We start from the raw sequence: 23,882 nt of genomic DNA on the forward strand, positions 1-23,882 counted from the left end.
TCTCTTGCACCTATTATATGAGCTTATATTGTACCACTTGCAGTTCGTGACTTATAACTTAAAGCTCGCTAGACTCTTCTGTAGATCCTCTGCTAATGTCGCCAGGTACTGGGCTGAGGCCGACATCTCTTCCATCGCTGACAACTGTTCCTGGCTGGCTGCGCTTGTCTCCTGAATGCCCCCAGCCCCTTTTTGCGAGATGGCATTCACCTGTTCCATAGATTCCGTTACGCCTTGGGACTCCCTGGAGATATGCCCAATGGAATCTCGAATCTCCTGCGTCTGCGAAGCAGCGTCTTTAATGGAACTTTGAATCTCATCAAAAGCCCCGGAGACCAGCTTACTCTGGCTTACACCGTGGGATACAATCAAGGACCCTTGCGCCATAGACTGTATTGCTAACTCCGTCTGTTGCTGAATGTGTGTAATAATATCCGTAATCTTCAGGGAACTGCTACCGGTTGCTTCCGACAACTTACGGATCTCTCCAGCAACTACTGCAAAGCCTCGGCCATGCTCGCCGGCTCTGGCTGCCTCGATAGAAGCATTAAGAGACAACAGGTTGGTCTGGCTACTAATTGCGTTGATCGTTGTAATAATGGTGCTGATTTCCTCGGATAGACGTCCCAGATTGCTAACGATCTCCTGACTCTGAGACACACTGGTATCAATCTGGTCCATCTGGTCAATGATTTCAGCTACTGCTTCCGCGCCGCGGTCTGTCGAGCCGGCAGCCACATTCATAAGTGAAGCCATCTCATCACTGCTGCGTTCTACCGCTGAAATATCCGCTGACATGGACTGCACAGATTGGGCGGTACGGTTAATGCTGCTAACCTGCTCATCAAAACCGATGGCAATCTCACCTGAAGTCTCAGCAATCATCCGTGAGGCATGAGCTGTCTGTGCAGCACTGGCACTCATCTCTTCAGAAGAAGCAGACAGCATCTCTGCACTCTCCGAAACGGATTGCATCATCTTCCTCAGGCTGCCCACCATACTATTGAAGGAACGGCTAATAATACCGATTTCATCTTTGGAATCATAGACGGCCATCGCTGTCAGATCGCCCTCTTCCGCTCGCTTCATTAACCCCTGTAGCTGTTTTAGCGGCACAGTGATCAAGCGAGTAATAATTATACTAAGTACAACGCTGATCAACATAATACTTGCAATAAGGATCCCATTCAACAGTTTAAAATTCTTTGCGTTTACTGCTGTAGAAGTTTTGTGAGCTTCGGCTTCTTTGAGCAGCAAATCTACCATATCATTCAGTACCGAAATAACCCTCTGCCGGGATTCACTGAACTCCGCTCCGTTGAATAAACGGTAAGCTTCGGCATTCAGGTTTTTGTCGCCGAGATGAAGAATATTCTCCCGCTGCGTCCGGTAGTCTGGGAGTATGGAAGAATACTCATTCATTTTAGCTGTGAATTCTTCATTCTTAAAAGATACACTCTTGAGCTCAGCGAAAAGCTCATTATTCGTTTTTATCGTAGCTTGGATACTGTCTGACAGCTCCTTGCTCTTCCCGTTTACTTCTGTAAGCATATTCTCCAGAAGATAGGAATCAATCGCCCGTGAATTCCCACGGATTTGGGTGACGATTGAGATCGGTATCAGATTCTCTTCATAGGTTTCTTTGGAGCGGTCTGCCATCCGATCCGTGGTAACAATCCCCAGAATACCTACAACAATCTGCATGGCAATGACCAGGATCATTAGCAGTGTCATTTTTTGTTTCACTTTCAAATTTCTCATTATCCCATCCCGCCTTCTTGGTGACTAACTAACTTATTTTATCGGCGAAAACCGTCAAATTTTTGATGTTACGTTTAAATAATTTGTCGAATTCAACTATTAGTTGTCGGTTGGTGTCTAAAGAAAAAAAGGAGGAACTAATCGTTCACTCCTTTTGCAATAATCCATATTTTTTGCGAAAACGCTCCAGCACTTTAATCCAGCCCCCGGCGAGCAGCGACAGGAAAATTACATTGGACACCGCATGGGCCAGGTCAAAGTAAAAGCTTGCGATATATGCTGTCACGACCAGCTTCCAGCTAAACGCATCCGGCAGACTGATCAAATACCAAATGTTCATAATCCAGCCGAACAGGAAGCCCCAGACAAAGCCGAAAATAAGCATCCCCGTCCTTTTACGCATCCACCAGGTTCCCCGCAGCCAACCTGCTGTCAGACCAATCATCCCCCAACAGAACATTTGCCAAGGTGTCCAAGGACCCTGCCCAAAGTAGATATTAGAGACCAGCGCCGCTACAGCACCGATAATAAACCCCGCTTCTGCACCGAAGACATAGGCAGAGAGAATCACGATGGCCGATACCGGTTTGACACTGGGCAACGCAGCAAAAGGAATGCGGCTGACCGCTGCTACCGCTGACAATACAGCGAGCAGCACCAGTTCCCGCGACTCAATCGGCCGACGTTCCAGGCCTGCAAACAGTGGAAACAACGCGGCCCCCAGCAGCACCAGACTTAACAGAATATAATGACTATCCTTGAGTGCGGCTGTCAGAGCCAGGGCAACAATGAATACGGCCAGGGCGATCAGGACCGGGAAACGAAAGCGGGCCATTGCCGGGTTACCTCCTCTACCGTTAAGGCTTGTGGCAGCCAGTCCCGTACCATACGGTTCACTGCCGTCGTATAGAAATAATTAGCGCTGAAAAAGCTCTCCGGCGGGCCTTCTGCTGTAATCCCGCCATCGAACAACAATGCGCAGCGGGTCGCATAGCTCGCCGCAAACTCCACATCATGGGTAACGACGATGATGCTCTTGCCCAGTTCGCGAAGGCGAAGCAGCAGATTCGCCAGCTTCTCTTTAGCCGCAGGATCAAGTCCCTTGGTTGGCTCATCCAGCAGCAGGATATCCGGTCGTAGCAGCATCACCATCGCCAGGGCCAGCTTCTGCTGCTGACCTCCGCTGAGATCATGGGGATGGCGATCCAGCAGCGCTCCAAGCTCAAAAATATCCAGTAGCCCATCGATTTCCCCCTGAGCTTCCGTAGCGCTTAGACCCCCGTATTCCGCCATCTGCCGAAGCTCCTCCCGCGCCGTATTCTGGCTAAAGTATAGCAGCGGGTTCTGGGCGAGATATCCCGTAGAACTGCCCTTGGCCAGCTCTATACGTCCCCGCTGCGGTTTGACCAGCCCATTCAGGAGATGAAGCAGTGTAGACTTGCCTGCACCGTTACCACCCAGCACAGCCAGCAGCTCTCCCCGGAAAAGACTCAAAGATAACTTCTTCAGCACCTCAGGTCCTTCCTTGTCATAGCGGAACGTAATCTCCCGGGCCTTCAGTATCCCTTCTGGTAAGACAGATTCTGCTGAAGGTCTACCTGATGGGATGGAAGATCGCTGGCTATCACCAGCCTCTAAGGCCGCTGCGTGATGCTCTACAGACGGACGGGCACTCCCTCCTTCACCATCTGTATGCCATTCTCTTTGCAGCCATTGCTTGCCCTCACGGACGGTCAGAGGGATGGAAGTGGCACTTTCCAAGGCTGCTTCAGCAGTCAAACCGAGATATATCCTTGTTGCAGCGGGAAGATAAGCCAGATCAGAAGGGGCAGCTGCTTCCCCACCAAGCTTCACGGCAATTTCGCGCGGAGTGCCTTCGGCCTTCAGCTTGCCATCCTCCAGCATCAGTACACGATCCGCCAGTGGAAGAACCTCTTCCAGACGATGCTCACTAATAATGACTGTCACAGACATCTCCTCGTTCAGCCGATGCAGCATTTGAATGAACTCACGGGCAGCAATCGGATCTAGCTGTGAAGTTGGCTCATCCAGCAGCAGCACCTTCGGCTGGAGAACCAGCACGGAGGCCAGATTCAACAACTGCTTCTGCCCACCGGAAAGCTCATGCACCGGCTTGTACAGCAGCGGCTCCAATCCGAACAGCCCGGCGATTTCCGCTAGTCTGCTGCGCATTACCGATAGCGGATAACCCAGGTTCTCCATAGAGAAGGCCAGTTCATGCCAGACCGTATCCATCACGATCTGGGCCTCCGGGTTCTGAAAGACCATGCCGATCTCGGCAGCGGCCACTTGAGGTGACCATTCTCCCAGCGGAAGCCCTCTATAACGCACACTGCCGCTGCCGGTCCCCACCGGAGTCAATTCCCGCTTCAAATGGCGCAGCAGCGTGGTTTTTCCACAGCCCGAGGGACCGCACAGCACGACGAATTCGCCCTCCTTTACCGTGAACGAGAGTTCATGAAGCGAGTCTTCGGCTTCATCGGGATAGCGGAAGGATAACCGGTCCGCTGTGATGATCTCCATATCCATTTCTCCTTTCCTTCCAGCCCTAACGGGATCAGTACAAACAGGCAAAAGCTTGCGTATACTGCCCTTTCCTGCCAAGTGAATTCCAGCGGCTTCAGCCGCGGATAAATCTGCATCGTACCATACCCTTGCAGCCAGCCCAGCAGTGGAATCAGGCCACTGACTGCTAGCAGCACCAGGACGATAATATCCTGCCGATCCATCTTATAGTTGGCGTAACTACTGCGTTTGCTTACCCCGTAGCCGCGAGCTTTCATGGAATCGGCTGTTTGCAGTGCTTCCTCCAGCGACCAAGTCAGAAGAACCTTCAGTAGTGTCATTCCGTCCTTCATTCTTTTGCGCAAACTGCCCTTACGTGTATCAATACCTCTTGTTCGCTGAATCGCAGTAATCTGGCGGAGCCGCCGTTGAAACAAAGGCACAAACCGGATCGACATCAGGGTCAGCAGGGCGCTTTTGGGAGCCACTGAAGAGAACAAATACATGAATTTGTCTGTTGTCACTGTGTAGTTATAAGACACAAACACAATGAGAATCGTCAGGAGCACCAGCATCATCATCAGTCCGTACAGAATCGCTTCCAGCGTAACTGGCTGGTCCATGAAATAGAACAGAATATGGGAACCTCTATGTGAGAAAAAAGGATTGAGTACAGCTACAGATCCTGCCATCAGCAGGTAAAAAGGCAGCCCGCGCAGCAGGGTCTTCCCCTGTCCTTGCAACAGCAATAGACCCAGCACACCAATCAGTTCTGTCATCAGATACACGGGATGAAACAAAAGCGCTGCGAATAGCACCAGCCCGGCATAATACACAATCGCTACAGTAGGGTGCATGGAGCGAAAGCCGCCACTCATGGGAATTTGGACCCCAGGTCCTTGCCCAGATCAAGTGTATATAACCATTCGATCACATCGCCAGGCTTCACATCATAGATTCCCGCACTTTTATCTGGGAACACTCCGTTCACCCGGTACATCCAGCCGCTCTCCGAGCCTCGATCAAATTCATACAGATTATCGATACCTTCCACATAGGCAAAACCTTTCGTCCCACGGTATTCCATCTGCACCTTGTTCTTCCGCGTAATCCGCTTCAACAGGTCCAGCACGGTATCGCCCTTCTCTACTTCCATAGCTACCGGGGATAAAATCGTACCTAGCTCCTTATCGCCCACAATAGAAATGGTGGCCGTAGCTGCTGCATTCGGCTTCTCCACCGGCGCTGTAGAAGCCGGTTTAGCAGTAGCCGACGGCTTGATCGTCGGCTTGGCTGTTGCCGCCGGCGCTGTGGCTACGGCGGTCGCTACAGGCTTCGCCGATGCCTTCGGCGAAGCTGTGGACCCCGCTGCCGGCGCTACGCTAGCAGCGGGCTTGGTTGGAGCCGCCGTGGCCTTACCCGGCGGCGAGGTTACGGGCGCTGCTGCTGCAAGCGCAGCGCCTTGCTCTGACGGCGCCGCAGCCGCAGGGGCCGGCGACGCTTTGCCGGCAGCCTGCGCAGCTGCGGCTGCCGGCGGCGGGGTCTGCTGCGGGCCATTGGCCGCAGCAGCGTGGTCTTCGCCGGCGACTGCGGAGCCGGCGGCCTCACCTGCGGCAGCGCTGCCTGGAGCGCCGCCAGTATTCACAGCCTTACCGGTACTACTGCCGTCTGCACCATCCGGGTTCACGGCCTTACCGGTGCTACTGCCGTCTGCGCCATCCGCATTTACGGCCTTACCAGTGCTGCTGCCGTCAGCACCCCCAGCTTTCGCGACGTTACCGGCACTGCCGCTATCAGCACCGTCTTCATTTGCGGCGTCGCTACCAGCGTTGCTACTATCAGCGCCACTATCGTTAGCACTGCCACTCTCATTGGTGTTACCGCTCTTGGCAGCTTCACTATTCTTGTTATCCTTGTCATTTACATGTGAGACTTGATTGGACCCCGGGACTTGCTGATTCCCGGATGAGCATCCGGCCACCAGCAGCACTGCGGTCAACAGCGCAGCCACAAAAGCCAGCCAGCGCTTGGAAGGGTTGGACATGAACCTAAGCACCTCCATAGAATAACGCGGGTTCGCCGCTGTTACAGAACGGCACCCGCTACTTGTAGTGATATACAGAATTTGAATAGAAAAGGGAAAAGAACGAGGGCACTAACTTCTCCCCCGTTCCATCATTTTCACTATATGATCCAAAATACTTTTTCAGACACTACCCGAAAGATCCTAAGGCAGTCTTACCGCAACCACCGCCGCCATTTCTCTGGTTACTGGTGCGGATGGGTCAAACGATCCATTGAAGCCAGTCATGTAGCCCAATTCAGACACAGACTGCACAGATCCCAATGCATACATGCTGATCTTCACTTCGTCTTTGAAGCTTGGCTTATTCGCCGAAGCATCAAGCTTGTAAGCTCTGGCAATCATCACAGCCATGTCCTGACGGGTAATCGTGCCGTTCGGATTGAACGTCGTCTTGCTGACGCCATCAATGATGCCAAGCTCTTTCGCCTTGATGACATCCCCGTAGTACCATGCCCCCGGTTTCACATCGCTGAATACCGAAGCTGAAGATGCATCAGCAGGCTGATTACCTGTCAATCGCAGCAATAATGCCGCAAACTGTGCTCGTGTAATGTTTGCTTTTGGCGCAAATACAAGACTGTCAGCACTTACTCCCTGCATCAGCTTGTTGTCAAACGCGGTATGCACCGATTTCAGAGCCCAGGCTGAGATTTGCCCTTCATCGGCAAAGGTCACGCTTGGAACCGGAGTCGTAGTCACCGGTGTAGCTGAGAAGCTATACAACTTGTCTTTTTCATTCAAGAAACGGTCGTAGGCTGCAAGCGCCAGTAGCGCTTGTTCCGTTGCAATGCTATTACTGTTCTTGTCACTCAAAGCATGTGCATAACCGCCATCAGCTTGTCTGAATGTCGCCAGATTGCTCAGCAGACCGCCTTTAGCCTTCACAAAACGCGGATCGTTAAGGCCTGTGCCCACAGCCGTCAGAGCAATTATTACCTGCGACACACTTTCGCTGTTCTCATCGCCGTACGACTTGTAACCGCCGTTCTCCAACTGCTGAGAGGAAAGCCAGCCGAGTGCTTTGTCGATAGCCGCTTTAACGAGCGCTTGCTCCTTGTAATTAGATAGAGCTGTTACGGTCATGGCAGTAATATCAATGTCAGCAGCACCGCCAACTGACAACGGGAAGCCGCCTTCTTTCGTTTGCTGCTTCAGAAGCCAATCCACTAGACGTTCACGTGTCCACTGCGCATTTACAGGTACATTGTAAGCGCCGCTGTCCAGTGCAGTCAGGGCGAAAATCACGCCGTTGCTGCCTTGAGCCGTCATGTTAGCATTGTTGTAAATTTTCTCAATCAAATTATAACCGCTGATGCTTTGCGGATCACTGCCCAGAGCCGCTGCAGCCAACGCAATTCGTTCATAATCGGTCACTTTGCGGAACTCGCCTTTAGCCTCAGCCAGTTGAGCTTTCAGGCCGCTCAGGTATGAAGCTGGCACTGTGTTGCCAGAGCGTACCAAACCGATGGCTTGCCAATCACTGATTGCTTCTGCGGATGTAATGTATTTTACAGCCCCGGCAATATCTTTCTTAATCTGATCTTGCTGTGGCTCCCATAGACTGCGGTCAATGACTGCATAGTCGGTAAAGTGACTAACTTTTCCTGTAACAATGCCAGTCTTCGCATCTACCGTAGTCGGAACTGGAATCCATTCATTAGTAGTCTTGTTCAGCCAAGCCATAGTCAAGTTATCTAGATGGTCCGTAGTAACAGGTACTCTAATGGCCAGATCCACCGGCTTCGCGAACTTCGTGCCATCCGGAGTAAATTCATACAGTCCGGATACCAGTTCGGAACGACTGGATGAGAGTTCTTTTACATTAATCGTAACACCACTGGACACTGCGCCAGCCGGAATGCTTAACTGCACTTCTCCGGCATTATCCTTCAATGTCGCTGCTGCTCCGGCTGGAATCGCCTGTGACAAGGACACTGTATTAGCCGCCAAAGTCTGCTTTAGTTCCGCTGCCTGGGCAGCCGTCATTTTTTCATTGGCATTGCTTACGGTTGTAGTCTGTCCTACCTTGTTGAGCGGCAGAGCATTATCCGGGCTGATGACAACCGCAGTGCCCGTTCCTGGAGTACCGGTGGTTGGCCCCTTCGGATCGTTCTCAAAGGATGGCTCACCCAAATCGACTCCAAGATTTGTTGTATAGCGCCAGGCAACCGTATCCCCATCTGCAAGCGTAGTATAGGCACCTGCACTGTAGTTCGGGAATACTCCATTGACCGAGTACATCCAACCGCTTTTCTCACCACGGTCGAACTCTGCCAAGCCATCAATTGATCTGACATATAAACTCATGCCGGAACCGGTAGCAACCACCTTACCTCCCAACTGACGAACCAGTAAGCTATAAGGCGTATCACCCGGGTTCAAATTGACTGTTGTGCTCGGAACAATTGTACCGCGAATGGCATCGCCTTCCACCAAGAAGGTGACCTGCGATTTTGCAGGTGTAGGCGTTGGTGTTGAAGTACCGTTATCCTTAGCAACGGATATTGGGCTTACCGTTCTAACCACTGTTGGAGCAGCATTTTTTTGGTAGCCCGTAACTTCAATTTCATAGTCACCGGCAGTCTTACCGGAAACAAAGGTCGCTTTGCCATCATTATTGGTGGTTACTGTTTCACCTTTAATCGTAACCTGAACACCCTCAGCCGGCAGGATCAGACTGCCTCCCGTGTTCCAATCATCGACAATCTTCTTTACCAGAATAGTAAATGGCTGTCCGGAAACAGGCTGCTTTGGCTCCGCCTGGATGGAATCAATAAAGGAAGTGACTCCGAAATCACCATAATAGAATAATATCTGTTCCCCACTCTGAAGTAAGTAATCCGCTGCCCCAACATTCGGAAGGGTCCAGCCTCCATCTTTCTTCACAGCATAGAACCAGCCATCCCAGCCACCGTATTGTCCCGCTTCTATTTCTTTAATCGCAGAGACATACTCTCCCATGGGACTGTTCGTAACGTCCAGAGAGAGATTACTGGTTTGCGCCAGTTTTCTCAAAGCCTGAAGCGGACTCGTTGCATCTACCGTGCCAGAAGCCAAAGGACCTTCCGGACCTTCAATAGCTATAGAAGAATGAGCTTGTGCTGCTACGCTAAACTGTGATTGAACTGGTAACACACTTGGTGCTGCACCTTGACGGTAACCTGTAAGCTCCACATCATAAGTGCCTGCAGGCAGGCCAACAAAACTGGCTTTCCCCTCACTATCTGTTGTAACCGCATGATCCCCAATAGCTACCTTTACCCCTGGGGCAGGCTTGCTAACAGTCTTGGACGGTGTCGTGTTCCAATCTACCGCATCATTATAGACCTGAACCGTAAAGCCTTCTCCTGGAGCAGGGATGGCCGGCAATACGTTTACATGATTATTCAGACTTGTATCAGCATCGCCGTAGAAAAATAGAACTTGTTGGCCTGCATTAAGAGCATAATCAGCAGCATCTACATCCGACACTCTCCAGTGCCCGTCTTGTTGGAAAGCATATTTCCAGCCGTCAGAGGCACCGTACTGCTGCTGCGAAATTCCGTTAATGCCATTAAGTTTGCCGTTTTGTATATCCAGCGGTATATTATTAGCCTTAGTGACCTCTACCAAAGCCTTAAACGCCGTTGGCGCTTCCACAGCCCCGCTAGTGATCCTTCCTTCAGGGCCTTCAATTGTAATTGAAGCCTGAACGGCCGGTTTTTGTGAAGCCGGTTGCTTTAAGTTATAGAACTTATCTCCTTTAAGGAACAGTTGATAGGAGATTAGTGCTTGCAGTGCCTGTTCAGTTGCAATGCTATCAGATGTTCCTGACATAGCATGACGGAAGCCGCCATCAGTAGATTGGTAAGCTAACAGGTTGGTGATAAGGTTGTGTTGGCCCTTGGTGAACTCTGGTCCTGTCGGGTCAATACCAGCAGTAGTCAAGCCAAGAATAGCCTGTGAGTTAGCCTCACTACTCACGCCCCAACGGCTGTCATAGCCGCCGTCCTTGTTCTGATTCTTGGACAGCCAATCAACGGCACGCTGGCCTGCAGACTCGACTTCAGGAAAGCCGTTGTAAGTGTAGAGAGACTGTAAAGCCATCCCCGTTATATCTGCATTGGAACCAAAAGCCGAGAAGACACCTGACGGATCTTGTTTCGAGATGAGATTATTCGCAATCCGCTCTTTGCTCCAGACTGCATCATCAGGCACATTATATTGTCCGGCTGTAATAGCTAGCAATGCATATATAGGGCCATTTATGCCTTGTGCCGCTACGTCCTTGCTATTATAAATCGGCTCAAGAAGATTATAGCCGCCGAAGTTGGTTGCATCACGACCGATTGCCGTAACAGCCAGAGCCAACCGGGCATACGTGGTTACATACGGAGGAGAAGAAGCAGTCATCGTACTCTTCACGCTCTTCTCAAGTCCGGTAATATAACTATCCGGTATCTTAATTCCAAGCCGCCCGTAGCTCATCGCAATCCAGTCAGAAGTATATCCTTTATTCTGTACATACTTTATAGCGTCTGTAATTGCCTGTTGAACATCTACCGGTTCTTGTGCAGCCGCAGCAAACGCCGCTGCGCCGTAGGTAGCATCTGTTACGCTAGTTTCTGTAACTCCTTGTCCAGTAAGGCTTTGCTGTGCTTCGGCGAAGGCTTGTCCTGCCGGCACCAGCGAAGAGCCAAGAATGGAGATGACCAGCAGTAGTGCCAGTCCAAGCGCAAGCGCTCGGGATGATAACATTCTTTTCATCATGAACCTCTTTTCCTTATAATTTGGTTTATTCTGGTAAAAAAATAAAACCACCCTATTATGAAGGGTGGTCAGAACAAACTTAGCTTGAGGGCAGACGTACGGGAATTTCTTTCCCGGAGTACAATCCATCTGCAACTGGTTCCCGACCTCACCCCCCGAAGGCATGGGAACACTTTGAACAAGGCAGGTCTCCTGGCTCATGCCTCATCGCTTCTTTCCGCCTTCCCGACTCCTTTATAGGAACAGTGGCATTTGAAAAGTCGCTCCGCATCTACAGTGGCGGGACCGCGCCGGATTTTGAACCGGTCTTCCCTTTTAAGCAAACTCAGATATCTGAGTCTGCACCTTCTTCATTAAATATACTACTATTAAATTTTAATATTCCTAATAATAGCTATAATCCCCCGGTATGTCCATAGAAAAACTGCCAGAATCGGTATTGTTCCATATTGACAGCGAAAAAAACTCCTGAATGCTGTATAGCCATAACTTGTCCAAGTCATAACTCAGCAGCTGTTCAGGAGTAGCAACTATTTTTTCGTTTTTGGTTTTGTTGTAGCCGTCGGCTCAGGGCTTGGGTCGTCCTTCACCGAAGACTCATCAGAGGTTGGTGCAAGAGCCTTGTCGGACAATTTCAGCTTATAGTCCCCAGCCTCAATGGTGTCGCCCGGTACCAGCGCAGCCCCAGGCTCCAGCGCAAGGGTTACCTGATATTGGCCCTCTTTCGGAACTACTTGTCCACTTTCTGGCGTAAGCGAAGGTGAAGCGGCAGGATCAATTGTTGAAGAAGACTGCTCTTGCTGATTCGCAGCATGATTAGCTTGATCAGACACTGCATCCTTGGCATTAGCAGATGAATGCGGAGAATTATCCGTTCCCGTTCCATCTGCATTTCCAGTTGCATGGTCAGCAGCAGAATTTTCTTGCCCGGAGGAAGACTCTAAATCCGATGAAGGCAATGAACACGTACTAGTCGTAGCTGTTACTTTATACGTACTCTTGGTGTCATCGGTATTGAGCAGACTAATCTCAGCCGGCTTGAAGCTTTCGCAATCAGCAGCAGTAGGGAAAATAAACTGCAGCTTGCTACCCTCCTCCTGCTCTCCGTCAGGTGCCAGCAGATAGGCCATGACCGGCCGCTGGTCGGTACCAGCAGTTTGGGCCGGACTTGGCTGCGGACTAATCTCCGGTAGGGTACTATCCTTCCCGTCCGGTCTCAGCATGCTAACAGCTATAATTGCAATTATCAGGACAATTCCAATCGCGAGCCCCGAGATCAGGATTTGAAATCGGCTGCGGCTGACCCACCGCGCCAGCGGTGAAGCCAATTGGGAGCGGGCTTCATTATATACATTTTGCAGAGCAGGATGTGCAGCTGCAAGATAGGATTTGCGGAATTCGCGATTCTTGAATGCTTCTCGGTCATTACTGAGGAAATATTTCAGAATCGCTCGGCGGTACCCCGGCTGCAGCTTCTTGTTCGAGATTACAAACAATGGATTGCCTTGTGTCCAAGCCAGGAAGCGGTAGACGGTCTCTTTATCCGAACCTGCTTTCTGGTTAACCAGCTCCAGCAGCGCTTCGTAATCCAGCGGTCCCCCCTCACGGCGACTGCTATAGTAAAAGCCCAGCGGCAGCCGTTCGAAAGGTTCAACGGACCTCGCCTCCTTCAGCCAGCGCCGTCCAAGGAGCTGCACATCATCTAGCTCCTTTGGAGTCAGTTCCGCGAAGATTCCTTCATCCGGCTTCTCTTCCCCGAACCAGCGGTAAGCGGCCCGCAGTGCATTCTGCTTCTGCTTGCTGATTTGATCCAGCGGCGGATACCATTTAGCAGCACCCTTCGGATAACGCAGGAAGGCAATATCCAGTAGCTGTTCCTTTGTTAGTTCCGCCAGGGACAAACGGTTCAGCAGAAAACGGTCAGCGGCTGCAGCCAGTCCGCGCAGAAGTTCAAGCGCCTCAGGCTGGATACCACCGCTGCGCCGCCGTTCCTTCTCGGCTTTCTCCACACGCTCATGGATCCCGGCCGCAGCGGCAACAGGATCGGCTTCACGCTGAAGCTTTTCCAGCAAATAATCCTTGGTTTTGTCCTCAATAAAGGCCTGCTGAAGCACCTCGGGCAGCGTACGCCCCCAATAGAGGACAAAACCGGCAATATCCGCTGCCGATGTGGCGGCAGCCAGACGATTCTCCAAATACGGCTCCAGAAGCTTCCGGCGAAAGATCGGCTGGGCCAGCACTTTTTTGAAAAAGGCCGCACTCAGCTCTTCTTCACTCTCGATAATGGTATACGCTGCCTTCAGGTCGTCCTCGCGCCCTTGGTTGCTGTTATTCAGCATCCCGTTAATGAAATAATCGACGATACGGTCCCTGTAATTATGTCCCGGCAGCACATAGTAAGCCTTGAAGCTCTCCATTACCGCAGGTATCAGTGGCCCCCCTTGCCTGATCAGATCATATTCACGGTCAAATCGCTCTAGAAAAATATCATTCAACCGGACTCGCGACTGTAGCGCGCCATCCCCTTTGAGATAATCAAGCAATCCACCGAGAACGGCATATTTGTTCTGTTCATATAAGCTTTCATTGCCTTGTTCAATCTCGTAAAATACAGCCAATTCGTTATATAGCCCCAGCGATAGCTTGCGATCCAAGCTTTCCCCGTCCAACATCCGGTCGGCAAATTGACCAAAGTCATTCATGCTACTGCCGCTGCTCGTCACCTTCCAGGCCAGATCAGCATATGGCTGCCGTGAATCCCCGAAATCGACATTACTGCTGCGCCCGGAGACGAGGTCGAACGTAAAATCCTTCTCCACAGTGCGGTCGCCGGGGCGAAGTGAACCTTTCTCTACAAAGGTCAAATGAATATATTTGCGGCTCTTTGGCTCATTGGCGTACGTAATGACACCCAGTCTGCGACGGAACTCATTGGGTAGTGCGCCAAAAATAACCTCTGTTAGCTCTGCTGCCCGCTTCGACAGCTCTCCAATCGGTACATCCAGCGACACATAGATCTTCTTCTTGCCGGCCACGGAAGTCATCACCGCCTGCAGCAGTGCCTTGAACAAGCCCTCCCCAATGTTCAGAGAAGATAGCACTGTCACAGGGTCGACCTGTGTTCTCCCCGCCACCAGAATAGAAGGCAGCTCTGGCAAAATGCCACCCAGCTCACCTGTGTAACTCTCCGCAAAATCCGCATGCAGCCAATCCCCATAACGCTCTACAATCTCTTCTGCACGAGCAGCCGGAACAACAAAGTTATGGGCGAAAAAAGCACTCCGCTGCCCCGTGAAATCTGCCGACTGATAGCGGCTGTTGCCGATGACGGTCTCCCCGTTCTCCGTATGGAACAGGTGTAGGGCCGAGGGGTAGGCTGATTCGTCCTTCTCCCCGCGCGCCGTAAGTTCCGCCGGAGCATCATAGAGGCAGAAGGGATGAAGGATTTTTTTGATAAAACCGCCGTCCAGCCCTTCCGACTTTGCTACCGTATCGAACCCTTCTGTGGAGCGAAAAATCCCGCGCCGCTCCCGGGTGTACATCTGCTGAGTGATCATCGCCCCTGAATGATTCTTCACGGGCCGTCGCTCCCCTCGATGTATTTCAGCTTGTGAAGCAGCCAGATGAACGGCTCGTCCACCCGAATCGGGCTGACAACTCCTTCAATCTTCTGATTCACAGGATTGCTGCCGAGTGCGGATACGGCAAAATAAGCAGTGTTGGAGAAATACACATCCATCGTATCCTTGAACGGGCGGTCCACCTTGCCGATAAACCGGCGAATTTCCCCGTCAATGTTGTGAAATTCGTCCAGATTTAACGTTTTACGATGCACATAGTTATTGAAAACGTTGCTGTTGGACTTGATGTAATCGCCGTCTTCATCTTTTAACGAATGCAGCATGTCGCTCTTCGCAAGAACGATTGCGGTAGGAATGTCCGTCTTGCTCTTCTCCTGATAAGCAATAAAATCACCGAACATGGTCAGCACAACGTCGCGCGGCTCATCATATTGCGAGACCCATTCCCCCGGACGATCGCCCAGGTTGATGCGAATCTTCTCACGCACCGAACGGATTTGTAGCGGATCGACCATAAACAGGATACCCGCAGAGTTCTTGATATGCTGTCCGTGCAGCCCCAGATAATCCTGATCGACCATACCTTCACCCGCAACATCGAAGAAGACCAGCGTCAGCGGTGGTTTGCTTTCATCCTTGAAGACAAATTGGAAGATGAATGGCTCCTGCATCTTTTCCTTCTGTGTCGAAGCCAGCAGATCCCCGCGTTCAAACAGCGGCTCTTCATAGAGCGTGCGGAACTTGCGGCTAATCTCGGCATTCAGCGGCATGCAGGCAGCATCAAAATGCCCGGCCGTGGTGTGCTGGAGCGTATGAATCAACGCCGTCATGTACACTGACTTCCCTACTTGGGAAGCACCGATAATAGAGATAATATTGCTTGGTACCTTGCCTGCTGTGACCGGAAGCTCGTTATGGCAGGATGGGCATAACCGTCTACGTGTAAGCACCCCATAGCGGTCCGTCAGACCAGTGAGCACATTGTCTGTGTAATGATGATATTCCTCAGGGATATCGGCTGGACGAATAATAGCCTCAATGTCATCCACAGTATCCAGCCCGAAGCGTTCACGGTATTTATTGAGCGCATCATCCTCGCCAAGAGCGTAATTCTCATCGTCCTCCCGGCTATGCATAGCCCGAAAGACCACGTCCTCCGGCGCAAATTTGGTAAAGCAGAAGGGACATACGATATCGTAATAGAGCGGTCGCGGCTGCGACTGATTCTTTTTCATAAAGCGGCTAAAAAAAGACATCTTTCATCCTCCTTAAAGCTTTACGCAGTAAAGCCCGTTTCGTTCACACTGGCCAGCCTGGACTGCGTGAAGTATTGCAAATCACCTTGCTCCTGGTGCAAAGCGCCTTACTCCGGTACCAGTTCATAGACAAGCCCATACTTCCGTCCATCTGTGAAAAAGATACGTACAAAATCATCCTTGCCGATCTCAATCGGCGGAAGCTGGTTACGTCCGGCGGCAAAGTCCTGTACGAACGGAAAGCGAATGCCATCGTCTTTGCCCGCAGGATGACCGCCACGTTTCTTAACATAACACAGCACATCTCTTGCTACCGGGACCTCTGCCGTAATGGACATATGTACGGTCTTTTGCTTGGCGAACAATCCTTTTTTCTGAACAATAGAGTAATAGATCCGTGCCTTGCCCGCACTGACAAGCACGCGGTTGGCGTCGTCCCTCTGCTGTACCAGCACGGTCTCACCGTTCTCCGTATGACGAGCATAGACGGTGTAAGCGACCAGCCCGATATCATCAAGCCGGTCACGATAACCGTTATTAGATTTGTATTCTTCACGTGTATAGAGCTTCATTCCGCCGGGCGGAATGTCTCCGGCCACAGGCTTATCCGCAGGGCCTTTATGAATGCATACGGCCTGCACACCATCCGGCCAGCGCCATCTCAGCGTGCAGAACCGATCCTCCACCTGTGTTGTGATCTCAGTGATCAGGGGTGTGGATGAATCTGCTTCAGCATACCTCATGACAATAGCTCCTTTCCACTTCTCCTAGAATCCCTTGCTTCCCCGATTTCTGCGTGGCCGCTCAAAGCTGTCCGATGTCGTAACCGCGGCAGGCGATCTCGTGCCTCTCCGGGTCAATCGGCCTTCGCCAACCGGAATGACTCCGGTGAACACCCCAATGATTGCAGCCAGAACCAAAACAGCCAGCAGGCGGATGAGCGCATCACTGAAGGTGTGGCCGCTAAGACCGTATTCCAGAATCAAACCTGCCAGCAGACCAGATGCGGCGCCGCCGATCCCGAAGCTCTTGGCCAGATGGCGGTTGTCGAAGACAATGCCCAGTCCCAAGCCCAGTGCAGTCCCGATAAGAAGCAACGACAAGATCCGGACCGCCGCATAATAAGGACTGTTCTCTGTAGCGTCGCTACGCTCCGTCAGAAGCGTCCGGTCGCCGAGGCGATCATAGATTTGCTGAAACACATCGCCAAGACGTCCCGCATCGGTCACATCATAATACTGGCCCCCGGTCACGCGGGCAATCTCCTGTAGCAACGCGGGACCAGACGGGTCCTCTATGCCCAGCCCAATCGTATTGACCGCAATGCCCCGGTCCACAAAGTCCTGTAACTCCCGAGCCGTATCCATCTGGCTGAAGCCGTCTGACAGTAGAATGACCATAGAGCCGCGATCGCTTCTGCTGTCGCTCTTAATGACGTTCAGCGCCTCGTTCAGCGCACTGCTGATATTCGTGCCGCCTTCTGTTGTCTTGAGGTTCAGGATGGCCGCTGACACCTTCTCACGGTTCTCCGAATTCGACAGCGGTGTAAGCGGCTGAGCGACCGTCACTTCTTGGTTGAAGGTCAGCACGGCCACCTGATTATCCTTATCCATCCGCATGACAAGGCTCTGGGCAGCCGAATAACGGCGATTGTCGGGATCGCTTTGGTTCATACTGCCGGAATCGTCGATGACCATGACGACATCTTTAATCGGTCTGATGCCGCCAAAGTTCAGTTCATACACGAACTCTGACACTGCACCGACGCCAAAGGCCAGCACCAGTGTCAGGGGCAGCAGCTTCCAGGATAATCCCAAGTAACGCTGCTTCCAAGAAGCGCCGTTCAGCCTTGGCGAGATGATCTCGGCGATCAGGCAGCCTACCCCGATTCCCAACGCTACGACCGCGAAGTAAATGCCGACAAGCAAGATGGATGGCAGGTCTGTGAGCCAGCGACCCAGCAGCCATTCTCCGATCAGAAAAGCTACGGCCCCCCCGATCAATGCGAAGAAGAGCAGGAGCATATTAATTTTACGCTGCATGTTCATTCATCCTTTCCGGTGGAACATAAGTGAAACCTAGTTTGAAGCTGTTCTTCTCTCTTCCTTACTAACGCATGCATCTTTAACGCAGCTCGGGAAGACGTTCCTCTTCGATGGCATGCAGCTTGTAACCGTTCTGGACGTAAGTCTCGTAATACACTCGGCCATTCCGGTAATATAGCAGATCCTCCAGATGAAAGCCGCCCATAAGATTGAGCTTCTCTACCCCGCTCCTGCGCTGCTCATGCACAAAGCCCAACCGGTAGATCCGGGTCGTCTCATCCACACCGTAGACATAGCGCAGGAATTCGGAGGTGCTGTCACCGAAGAAATATTTCTCCTCATGCCGATGCTCCTGCGTATACTCGAACAGCCGCACATTGACAACAGCCCCTTCTTCCAGGCTGCGGTAGAGCCGCTTGAACAGCTCTTCCTTAGACAACACCTGCGTGTTGTCGTAAGCGACAGCCACATTGGCCCGCCGGAGCAGCTCCTCTTCGAAAGAAAGTGCGAAGGCTTCAGCCGCCAGCAGCTCCCGCCGACAGAGCTCGATCATGCGTTCCACAACCGCCTCCTGACCTTGATCCAATAGCTGCGACAGACTGCCTAGATACCGTTCACTGAAGAAGACGCCGGGACCACGCCGGGTCTCAATCTCCTTCATCACCTCTTCGGTAACTACACCATAATACTCCATGATGTTCTGCCCGATATCGTCGCGGGTCCGCTGGATGCTCTCCTGGGCAATTCCACGTAGCTCTTCCTCGAGCGTCTCCATAATTTTTACGCGGGCGATGCTCTCCGCATGAATCCGTTCCAGCGCAGCTTCCAAGCGCTGACATAGGCCCAGTTCGGTTTCAAGCTGTAGCAATTCATATTTCTTGCCGTAGACGGCTGTAAAAAGATACTGGATAAAGTTGCGTACCGTACGCTTATCGAATAGCGGCACACGCTGGAAAGGCTGACGCTCCACAGTGTCACTATAGAGCTGCTCAAGCTCAGCCTTGGCGCTGCCCAGCACGGACCGGAGGCCGGTCATATGCTGACGTAGTCCGTATAGCAGGCTGCCGGCATTGTCACGGTCGGCCGTCCACTCTGCCAGCTGATAGAAGGTCACCGCTGGAACGGCCCCTTCCTGCGCAGCCAGGAGCGGCCGCCATTCCCGCAGCGGCTCTATCGATTCCAGCCGTCCTGTTGCAGCGGCAGTGAAATTGCTGCGGAAATAGTCGCTACCGCCGCTGCCGAACAACAGATCCTCTGCCTCCCGCAGCGACAGATGTTTCAATTCGTTGTAGGAGGGACGACCGTGACTCATCAGTCCAGTCATCTCCTGCAGCCCTGCTTCATCCGGCAGAAGCAGCAGGGAGCGCTCCCGCAGGGTATCAGCGCCAAGTCCGAACAGGGCCTGCCGCTCACGAACACCAGGTGCACTGCCTTCACGCATGTTCACCGCCAGCCGCCGGAAGCCATGGTACAGAACCGCCAGGGCAATCTGCATATTGGGTCTTCTTACGCCGGCGAAGCCTGCGGTAGCATAGCCCTGCCGACCGGAACTGCCCCGAATGCCGCTTTTAAACGTCATATTGTTATAGCCGCCATGTCCGCTGGCCTCATCGGAGGTAGGCCGAACCCGGTTCTTCAGCAGGCTGATGTGGGAGATGATCTCGTAATTGTCCTGCATGCCGCCTGTAGGCATCATGCCTCGCTCATTCTTGTCGGATAGCAGATAGACCAGATCAAACAGTTGGGAAGGACCATGGCTCACCGGAATGGACAGCCCGTCTTCAGTCACAAGCAGCGGTGCACGGAACGTGTAGTCTGGTAACTGCATTCCTTCCAGCTCACGCATAAAGGCTAGCCCGACCGAGCTGGAATACCCGAAGTTATCACCCTGCTCACGTTCGTTGATCAGAGCGTACAGGTCTGTCTGCACCGATTTGAACGATTGGCCCAGCACAGCGCGGGCCAGCAGCGTAATTTCCGGCAAGAACACATTAAGCGGGTCATCGACCCGCGTAATGATAGAAAGATGGATGACGTCAAAGGAAGAATACAGCCGACCGTAATCCGCTATGCTGTTACTGATCCGCCGCAAGGATCGGTTCATCTCCGCCAAATAGCGGCTATCCTCCTGAAAGGAGCGATAAATATCCGCCCGGACGGTGCGTGGATCATGTCCTGCCGCAGAGGGCAGGGCCAAGGGCATAACCCGTGCGCTCCCACTGGCTCCGTACCCCACCGGACTTCCCCCTTCCGGCAGGGCGTGCATAGCCATAACGCCTCCGGCGTTATCCCATTTGCGTTCACAGCTGTCCAGCACCGGAGCGATGGCTGGGGCAATCTTGTCACCTACAAACAAAAACAGAGCGGGGTAATGGATACTGCTGCGCCCATCCCCCTTGCTGCGCAGCGCTTCCTCCTGCTGCGCATATTGTTCTCCATAAGATAATGCTAATGATTTAATCATAGGATTATTTCAGCTTTCTGCGGATACTGCCAAGCTTGCCGGTCATGCTCTTGTAGAATCCGTACATTTCGTCGCCATTGGCATGCTCTACCCGCTCATACTCTAGGCTGTCGCGAGCCTCCAAGAAGGAGACATACAGACCTTCCAGCTTATACAGCAGTGGAGATACATCTTCAGCAGCAGTCATCTCGCCTGCACGACGCGCTGCCTTGCGCAGCAGCACACTGCGGCTCTTCTCGTCCAGACTGCGGAAATGACGATACACCGCATACTCCACATAACTGCGCTCCTTCATCAGATTGGCGAATGGCTCCCAAGCATCTTCTTCTTCATCACGATCATAGACATACAGCGCACCTTTCTTGATGATGCTGTCTGTATATAAAGCTTCAAGGAACTGGTCCATCCACTTCTCTTCGTCCAGGTATTGGTGCAGCAGTGCATCCAGTTCTGCGGCCTTGGCCTCCAATTCGGCAACCTTGGCCAGTTCTTCACGGACACGGGTAATGAGCTGCGGAGTGCGAATCAGATTCTCTTTCGCCAGATCCTGGTTGACACTGCCGAAGATATCCTTGACGATCTCGCGTTCCAGTCCCTTCTCCCGCAGCAAGCGCAGTTCATCCGCAGCCTTCTTCACCTCGCCAAGATTCGGACGCGGCGCTTGCAGCTGAAGATCGAAACCTTTCAAGAAGGTTTCAATATCAAACGGCTTCGTGAAGATAACCGAATAGCGGCTGCTTGTGTTCTCATCCGTTCCCTTCTCGACAATCACACCTGATGCCAGCGCCTTGTCGAAATCGGCACGAACGCGAGCGTTGTAATCACGGACACGGGCATTGACATAGGTGTCGCCCCATGATTTTTCCGGAATTGGTGATGGCAGATAAGTCCAGTTGTTCTTGTCCGTCATTACCAAATGGCGGCCAATACCTTCCTTGTCCAGAATGGTCCGCTCATAGTTCTCCTCAAATACGCGCAGCGGTGTATATACGAAGAGCGGCACCCCGTTGCGTGTGTTGAGCCAGAAAATACGGTTCTTGACTTCGCTTTCCTTGATCGTAAAGTGCGATTTACCCAGCGCATTATTCTGATAATTGCGAATACCCTTCAGGATGCCCGGCGCTTTAACCGGCACGGAGACAAAACCCCAGGATGGAAAATGAAGATTACCGGAACTGTTGCTAAGATGGAAGGTCGGCACAGCCTCCTCGTCCAGCTTACCAGCGATAATACGCTCCACGAATTTGTCGAGCGGCTCCTCATGGCCGTATTTCATCACAAGGAAATCTTCCATCGAACGGGTGATCAAATCGCCGAACTTATCACTTAGGAAATCAGAGATGGAACGAACAACATCAATCTCCTGCTCTCTGACCCAGCGCCCCGAATGCTTGAGCATTTCCCGGGTGAAGTCACGGATCAGATCGTCGCCATCCTTCTGGTCCATAATCTTGGAGATGGTTGCGGAAATGTCCGGTACATTGACGATATTCCAATAATAGGTTTTGTTACCTTTATGATCAGACTGCTCTTCACCGTTGATGAGGATGTCCCCATTCTTGGCAAAAATCGAGCTGAGCGCACTCAGAATCTCTGTGAACACACCATAGATTCGGCTGTTCTCTTCGTTCAACAACTCGTACAGATCCTCGTAAAACTCAATCATCCGCTCGGTACGCTCTACATCGGCATGCAGCCAGTACTCATTGATCTTCGCTTCAATATAAGCGTTCTTCTTCTTCTCCTTGGAGACAAAGGCGCTCCGGGCATCGCCCAGCTTCTCGTCCGCACTGTCCTGCGCCGTCTCAATATCACGTGGCAGGCGCAACAGGCTTTCGCGAAGCGTCTCAATATATGACTGGATCGACTTCAGGATGCAAAAGCCTTTTTCCGTATACAACAGCCGTGAAACATAGAATGGCCCCTGCTCCGGATGGAGAAAGATCCGTTCTAGCTCCTCGCCAAACCGGCCAACAATTTCACCTGGCAGTTGCTTTCTCGCCTTGATATACTCCTCACGCGCGCGTGACAGGAAGTTCTGCTCCAGCTCCGTATCCATACTGACGACCTGATTCTTGATCACATTGGCATGGCTTAGCCGTTCGCTGTTCTCGAAGCCTGGCAACGGTTCAGGCACACGGGATTCAAATGTCTTGACCATGCTATCGAGATCAATGCCCAGCTTACGCGCAAACTTCTCCACGTCTTCCTGCCCCGGCCCTTGCTGGAACATTTTCTCCATTTTGTCGAACAAGCGATAAGCCAGATAGGTAGTCATTTCCTCAATCGGCAGAACGGCAGATGAAGCCCCGATAATATTGTATTCATAATTGGCCGGATAAGCCTTATTCATCTGGGCAATATTGGTACGGATGTTGCTGATATAGTCATGAATGGCGAATTCTTCACCGGACTGCTTTTCTTCACTGGCCATAAAGTTCGTAATATTCTCCGCTGTGACATTCATGCAGTAATCATAGGCGTTCTCTAGCAGCTTGCCCTCGGTATTGGTTGCGGAGATGAGATGGCACAGATTAAATGGAGGCAATGGCGAATTTACAGTTAAAATATTGCCGTACTGCTGGCGGAATCGTTCGCCCCGGCTGTCGACATTCATCCAGTAATCCAGTTCTTTCAGCGCTGCATATCCGTTCTTGCGGATATATTCGCGGGTGTGTTCGCTCAGACTCTTGTTCGAGAGATTCACGTCCGGTGTGAACAGATAACCAAGCGTGTTCACCCGGTCGATCCCCGCAGAGCCAAAGTCGCGTTCAATAATTCCGCGCACGATATAGGCGATATCCAGGAAAGCACCGCTGCCTGTTCCGCCAGACAATCCTGTCAGTAGGAACACCATCAGCTTCTTGTTGGTGCCTACGGACAGTGTTTTGATCTTCTTATCAATGGCGCCAACCACTTGGTTGATCTTGGTGAACAAGAGCAGCCGTCCCGCCTGACGCACACCGGCAGCACCGTTCATACCATCCGTAATGCTCAGTTCAGGTGACAGCCAATCCGTGATATACGGGTCCAAAATACTGCGGTTCTGCAGCAGTCCCCCGATTTCGGCATTGGCCAAGAGCACGAATTCGTTCTGCGAATCGAGTCCGATGCCCTTATATTTTTTATTACGATCCTGTTCATTGGTCTCAAAAGCTAGAAACTCCACATTATCCGGCTTGTCCCGCTTCTTCTTGGACAACGGATCTTCCGGCAGTTTGAAGCGGCGGTTGATCTGGTATTTCAGGCGGAGGAGGGCGTCAATGCCCGTGCCCCCCAGCCCGATGATGAGTATAGGGTTATCAATCGTATCGACTCTGATCTTATCGCTGACAATTCCCCCGCCAAGCGATACATCCAGTTGCTGAATATGCTCTCGTACTACCGGTTTCATAAGCGTTCCTCCTGAACTGT

At 51.9% G+C, this 23,882-nt stretch carries 12 protein-coding genes and 1 riboswitch; all 12 genes read right to left on the bottom strand.

What is annotated here, in order from left to right; translation table 11 throughout:
- Nucleotides 1-51 precede the first annotated feature (51 nt).
- Nucleotides 52-1,761 carry a methyl-accepting chemotaxis protein gene (locus AC3Y23_RS26235; RefSeq protein ID WP_379204726.1) on the bottom strand — a complete coding sequence of 570 codons (1,710 nt, stop codon included), beginning with the start codon at nucleotides 1,759-1,761 and terminating at the stop codon, nucleotides 52-54.
- Between the two features lie 145 nt (nucleotides 1,762-1,906).
- Nucleotides 1,907-2,596: an ECF transporter S component gene (locus tag AC3Y23_RS26240; protein WP_379204728.1), complete on the bottom strand. Its 690-nt coding sequence runs from the start codon at nucleotides 2,594-2,596 to the stop codon at nucleotides 1,907-1,909.
- A complete protein-coding gene (locus tag AC3Y23_RS26245; protein ID WP_379204731.1) occupies nucleotides 2,569-4,305 on the bottom strand; it encodes an ABC transporter ATP-binding protein in 1,737 nt (578 codons plus the stop codon). Before AC3Y23_RS26245 ends, AC3Y23_RS26240 begins: the two co-directional genes overlap by 28 nt.
- Nucleotides 4,221-5,165, bottom strand: a complete 945-nt coding sequence (locus AC3Y23_RS26250; RefSeq protein ID WP_379204733.1) for an energy-coupling factor transporter transmembrane component T — start codon at nucleotides 5,163-5,165, stop codon at nucleotides 4,221-4,223. The genes AC3Y23_RS26245 and AC3Y23_RS26250 overlap by 85 nt, the downstream gene beginning before the upstream one ends.
- On the bottom strand, nucleotides 5,162-6,331 hold the full coding sequence (locus AC3Y23_RS26255; protein WP_379204735.1) for a DUF4430 domain-containing protein: 1,170 nt from the start codon (nucleotides 6,329-6,331) through the stop codon (nucleotides 5,162-5,164). The genes AC3Y23_RS26250 and AC3Y23_RS26255 overlap by 4 nt, the downstream gene beginning before the upstream one ends.
- Nucleotides 6,332-6,514: 183 nt before the next feature.
- Entirely contained in the window at nucleotides 6,515-11,110 is a 4,596-nt protein-coding gene (locus AC3Y23_RS26260; protein WP_379204737.1) for an S-layer homology domain-containing protein, read from the bottom strand.
- A 177-nt stretch (nucleotides 11,111-11,287) separates the two neighbouring features.
- Nucleotides 11,288-11,486, bottom strand: a riboswitch (cobalamin riboswitch).
- A 166-nt stretch (nucleotides 11,487-11,652) separates the two neighbouring features.
- Nucleotides 11,653-14,700 (bottom strand): GAP1-N2 domain-containing protein, encoded by a 3,048-nt coding sequence (locus AC3Y23_RS26265; protein WP_379204739.1) that lies wholly within the window; start codon nucleotides 14,698-14,700, stop codon nucleotides 11,653-11,655.
- The gene (locus tag AC3Y23_RS26270; protein WP_379204741.1) at nucleotides 14,697-15,959 is read right to left on the bottom strand and encodes a TRAFAC clade GTPase domain-containing protein; all 1,263 of its coding nucleotides are present in this window, start codon (nucleotides 15,957-15,959) and stop codon (nucleotides 14,697-14,699) included. The genes AC3Y23_RS26265 and AC3Y23_RS26270 overlap by 4 nt, the downstream gene beginning before the upstream one ends.
- 107 nt (nucleotides 15,960-16,066) lie before the next feature.
- Nucleotides 16,067-16,702 carry a beta-mannanase gene (locus tag AC3Y23_RS26275; protein ID WP_379204743.1) on the bottom strand — a complete coding sequence of 212 codons (636 nt, stop codon included), beginning with the start codon at nucleotides 16,700-16,702 and terminating at the stop codon, nucleotides 16,067-16,069.
- 24 nt (nucleotides 16,703-16,726) lie between these two features.
- Nucleotides 16,727-18,001 (bottom strand): vWA domain-containing protein, encoded by a 1,275-nt coding sequence (locus AC3Y23_RS26280; protein ID WP_379204745.1) that lies wholly within the window; start codon nucleotides 17,999-18,001, stop codon nucleotides 16,727-16,729.
- A gap of 82 nt (nucleotides 18,002-18,083) precedes the next feature.
- The gene (locus AC3Y23_RS26285) at nucleotides 18,084-20,468 is read right to left on the bottom strand and encodes a transcription initiation factor TFIID (protein ID WP_379204747.1); all 2,385 of its coding nucleotides are present in this window, start codon (nucleotides 20,466-20,468) and stop codon (nucleotides 18,084-18,086) included.
- Between the two features lie 4 nt (nucleotides 20,469-20,472).
- On the bottom strand, nucleotides 20,473-23,862 hold the full coding sequence (locus tag AC3Y23_RS26290) for a tubulin-like doman-containing protein (RefSeq protein WP_379204749.1): 3,390 nt from the start codon (nucleotides 23,860-23,862) through the stop codon (nucleotides 20,473-20,475).
- Between the last annotated feature and the right edge of the window lie 20 nt (nucleotides 23,863-23,882).

The sequence above is a fragment of the Paenibacillus sp. MAHUQ-45 genome (genome assembly GCF_058133325.1).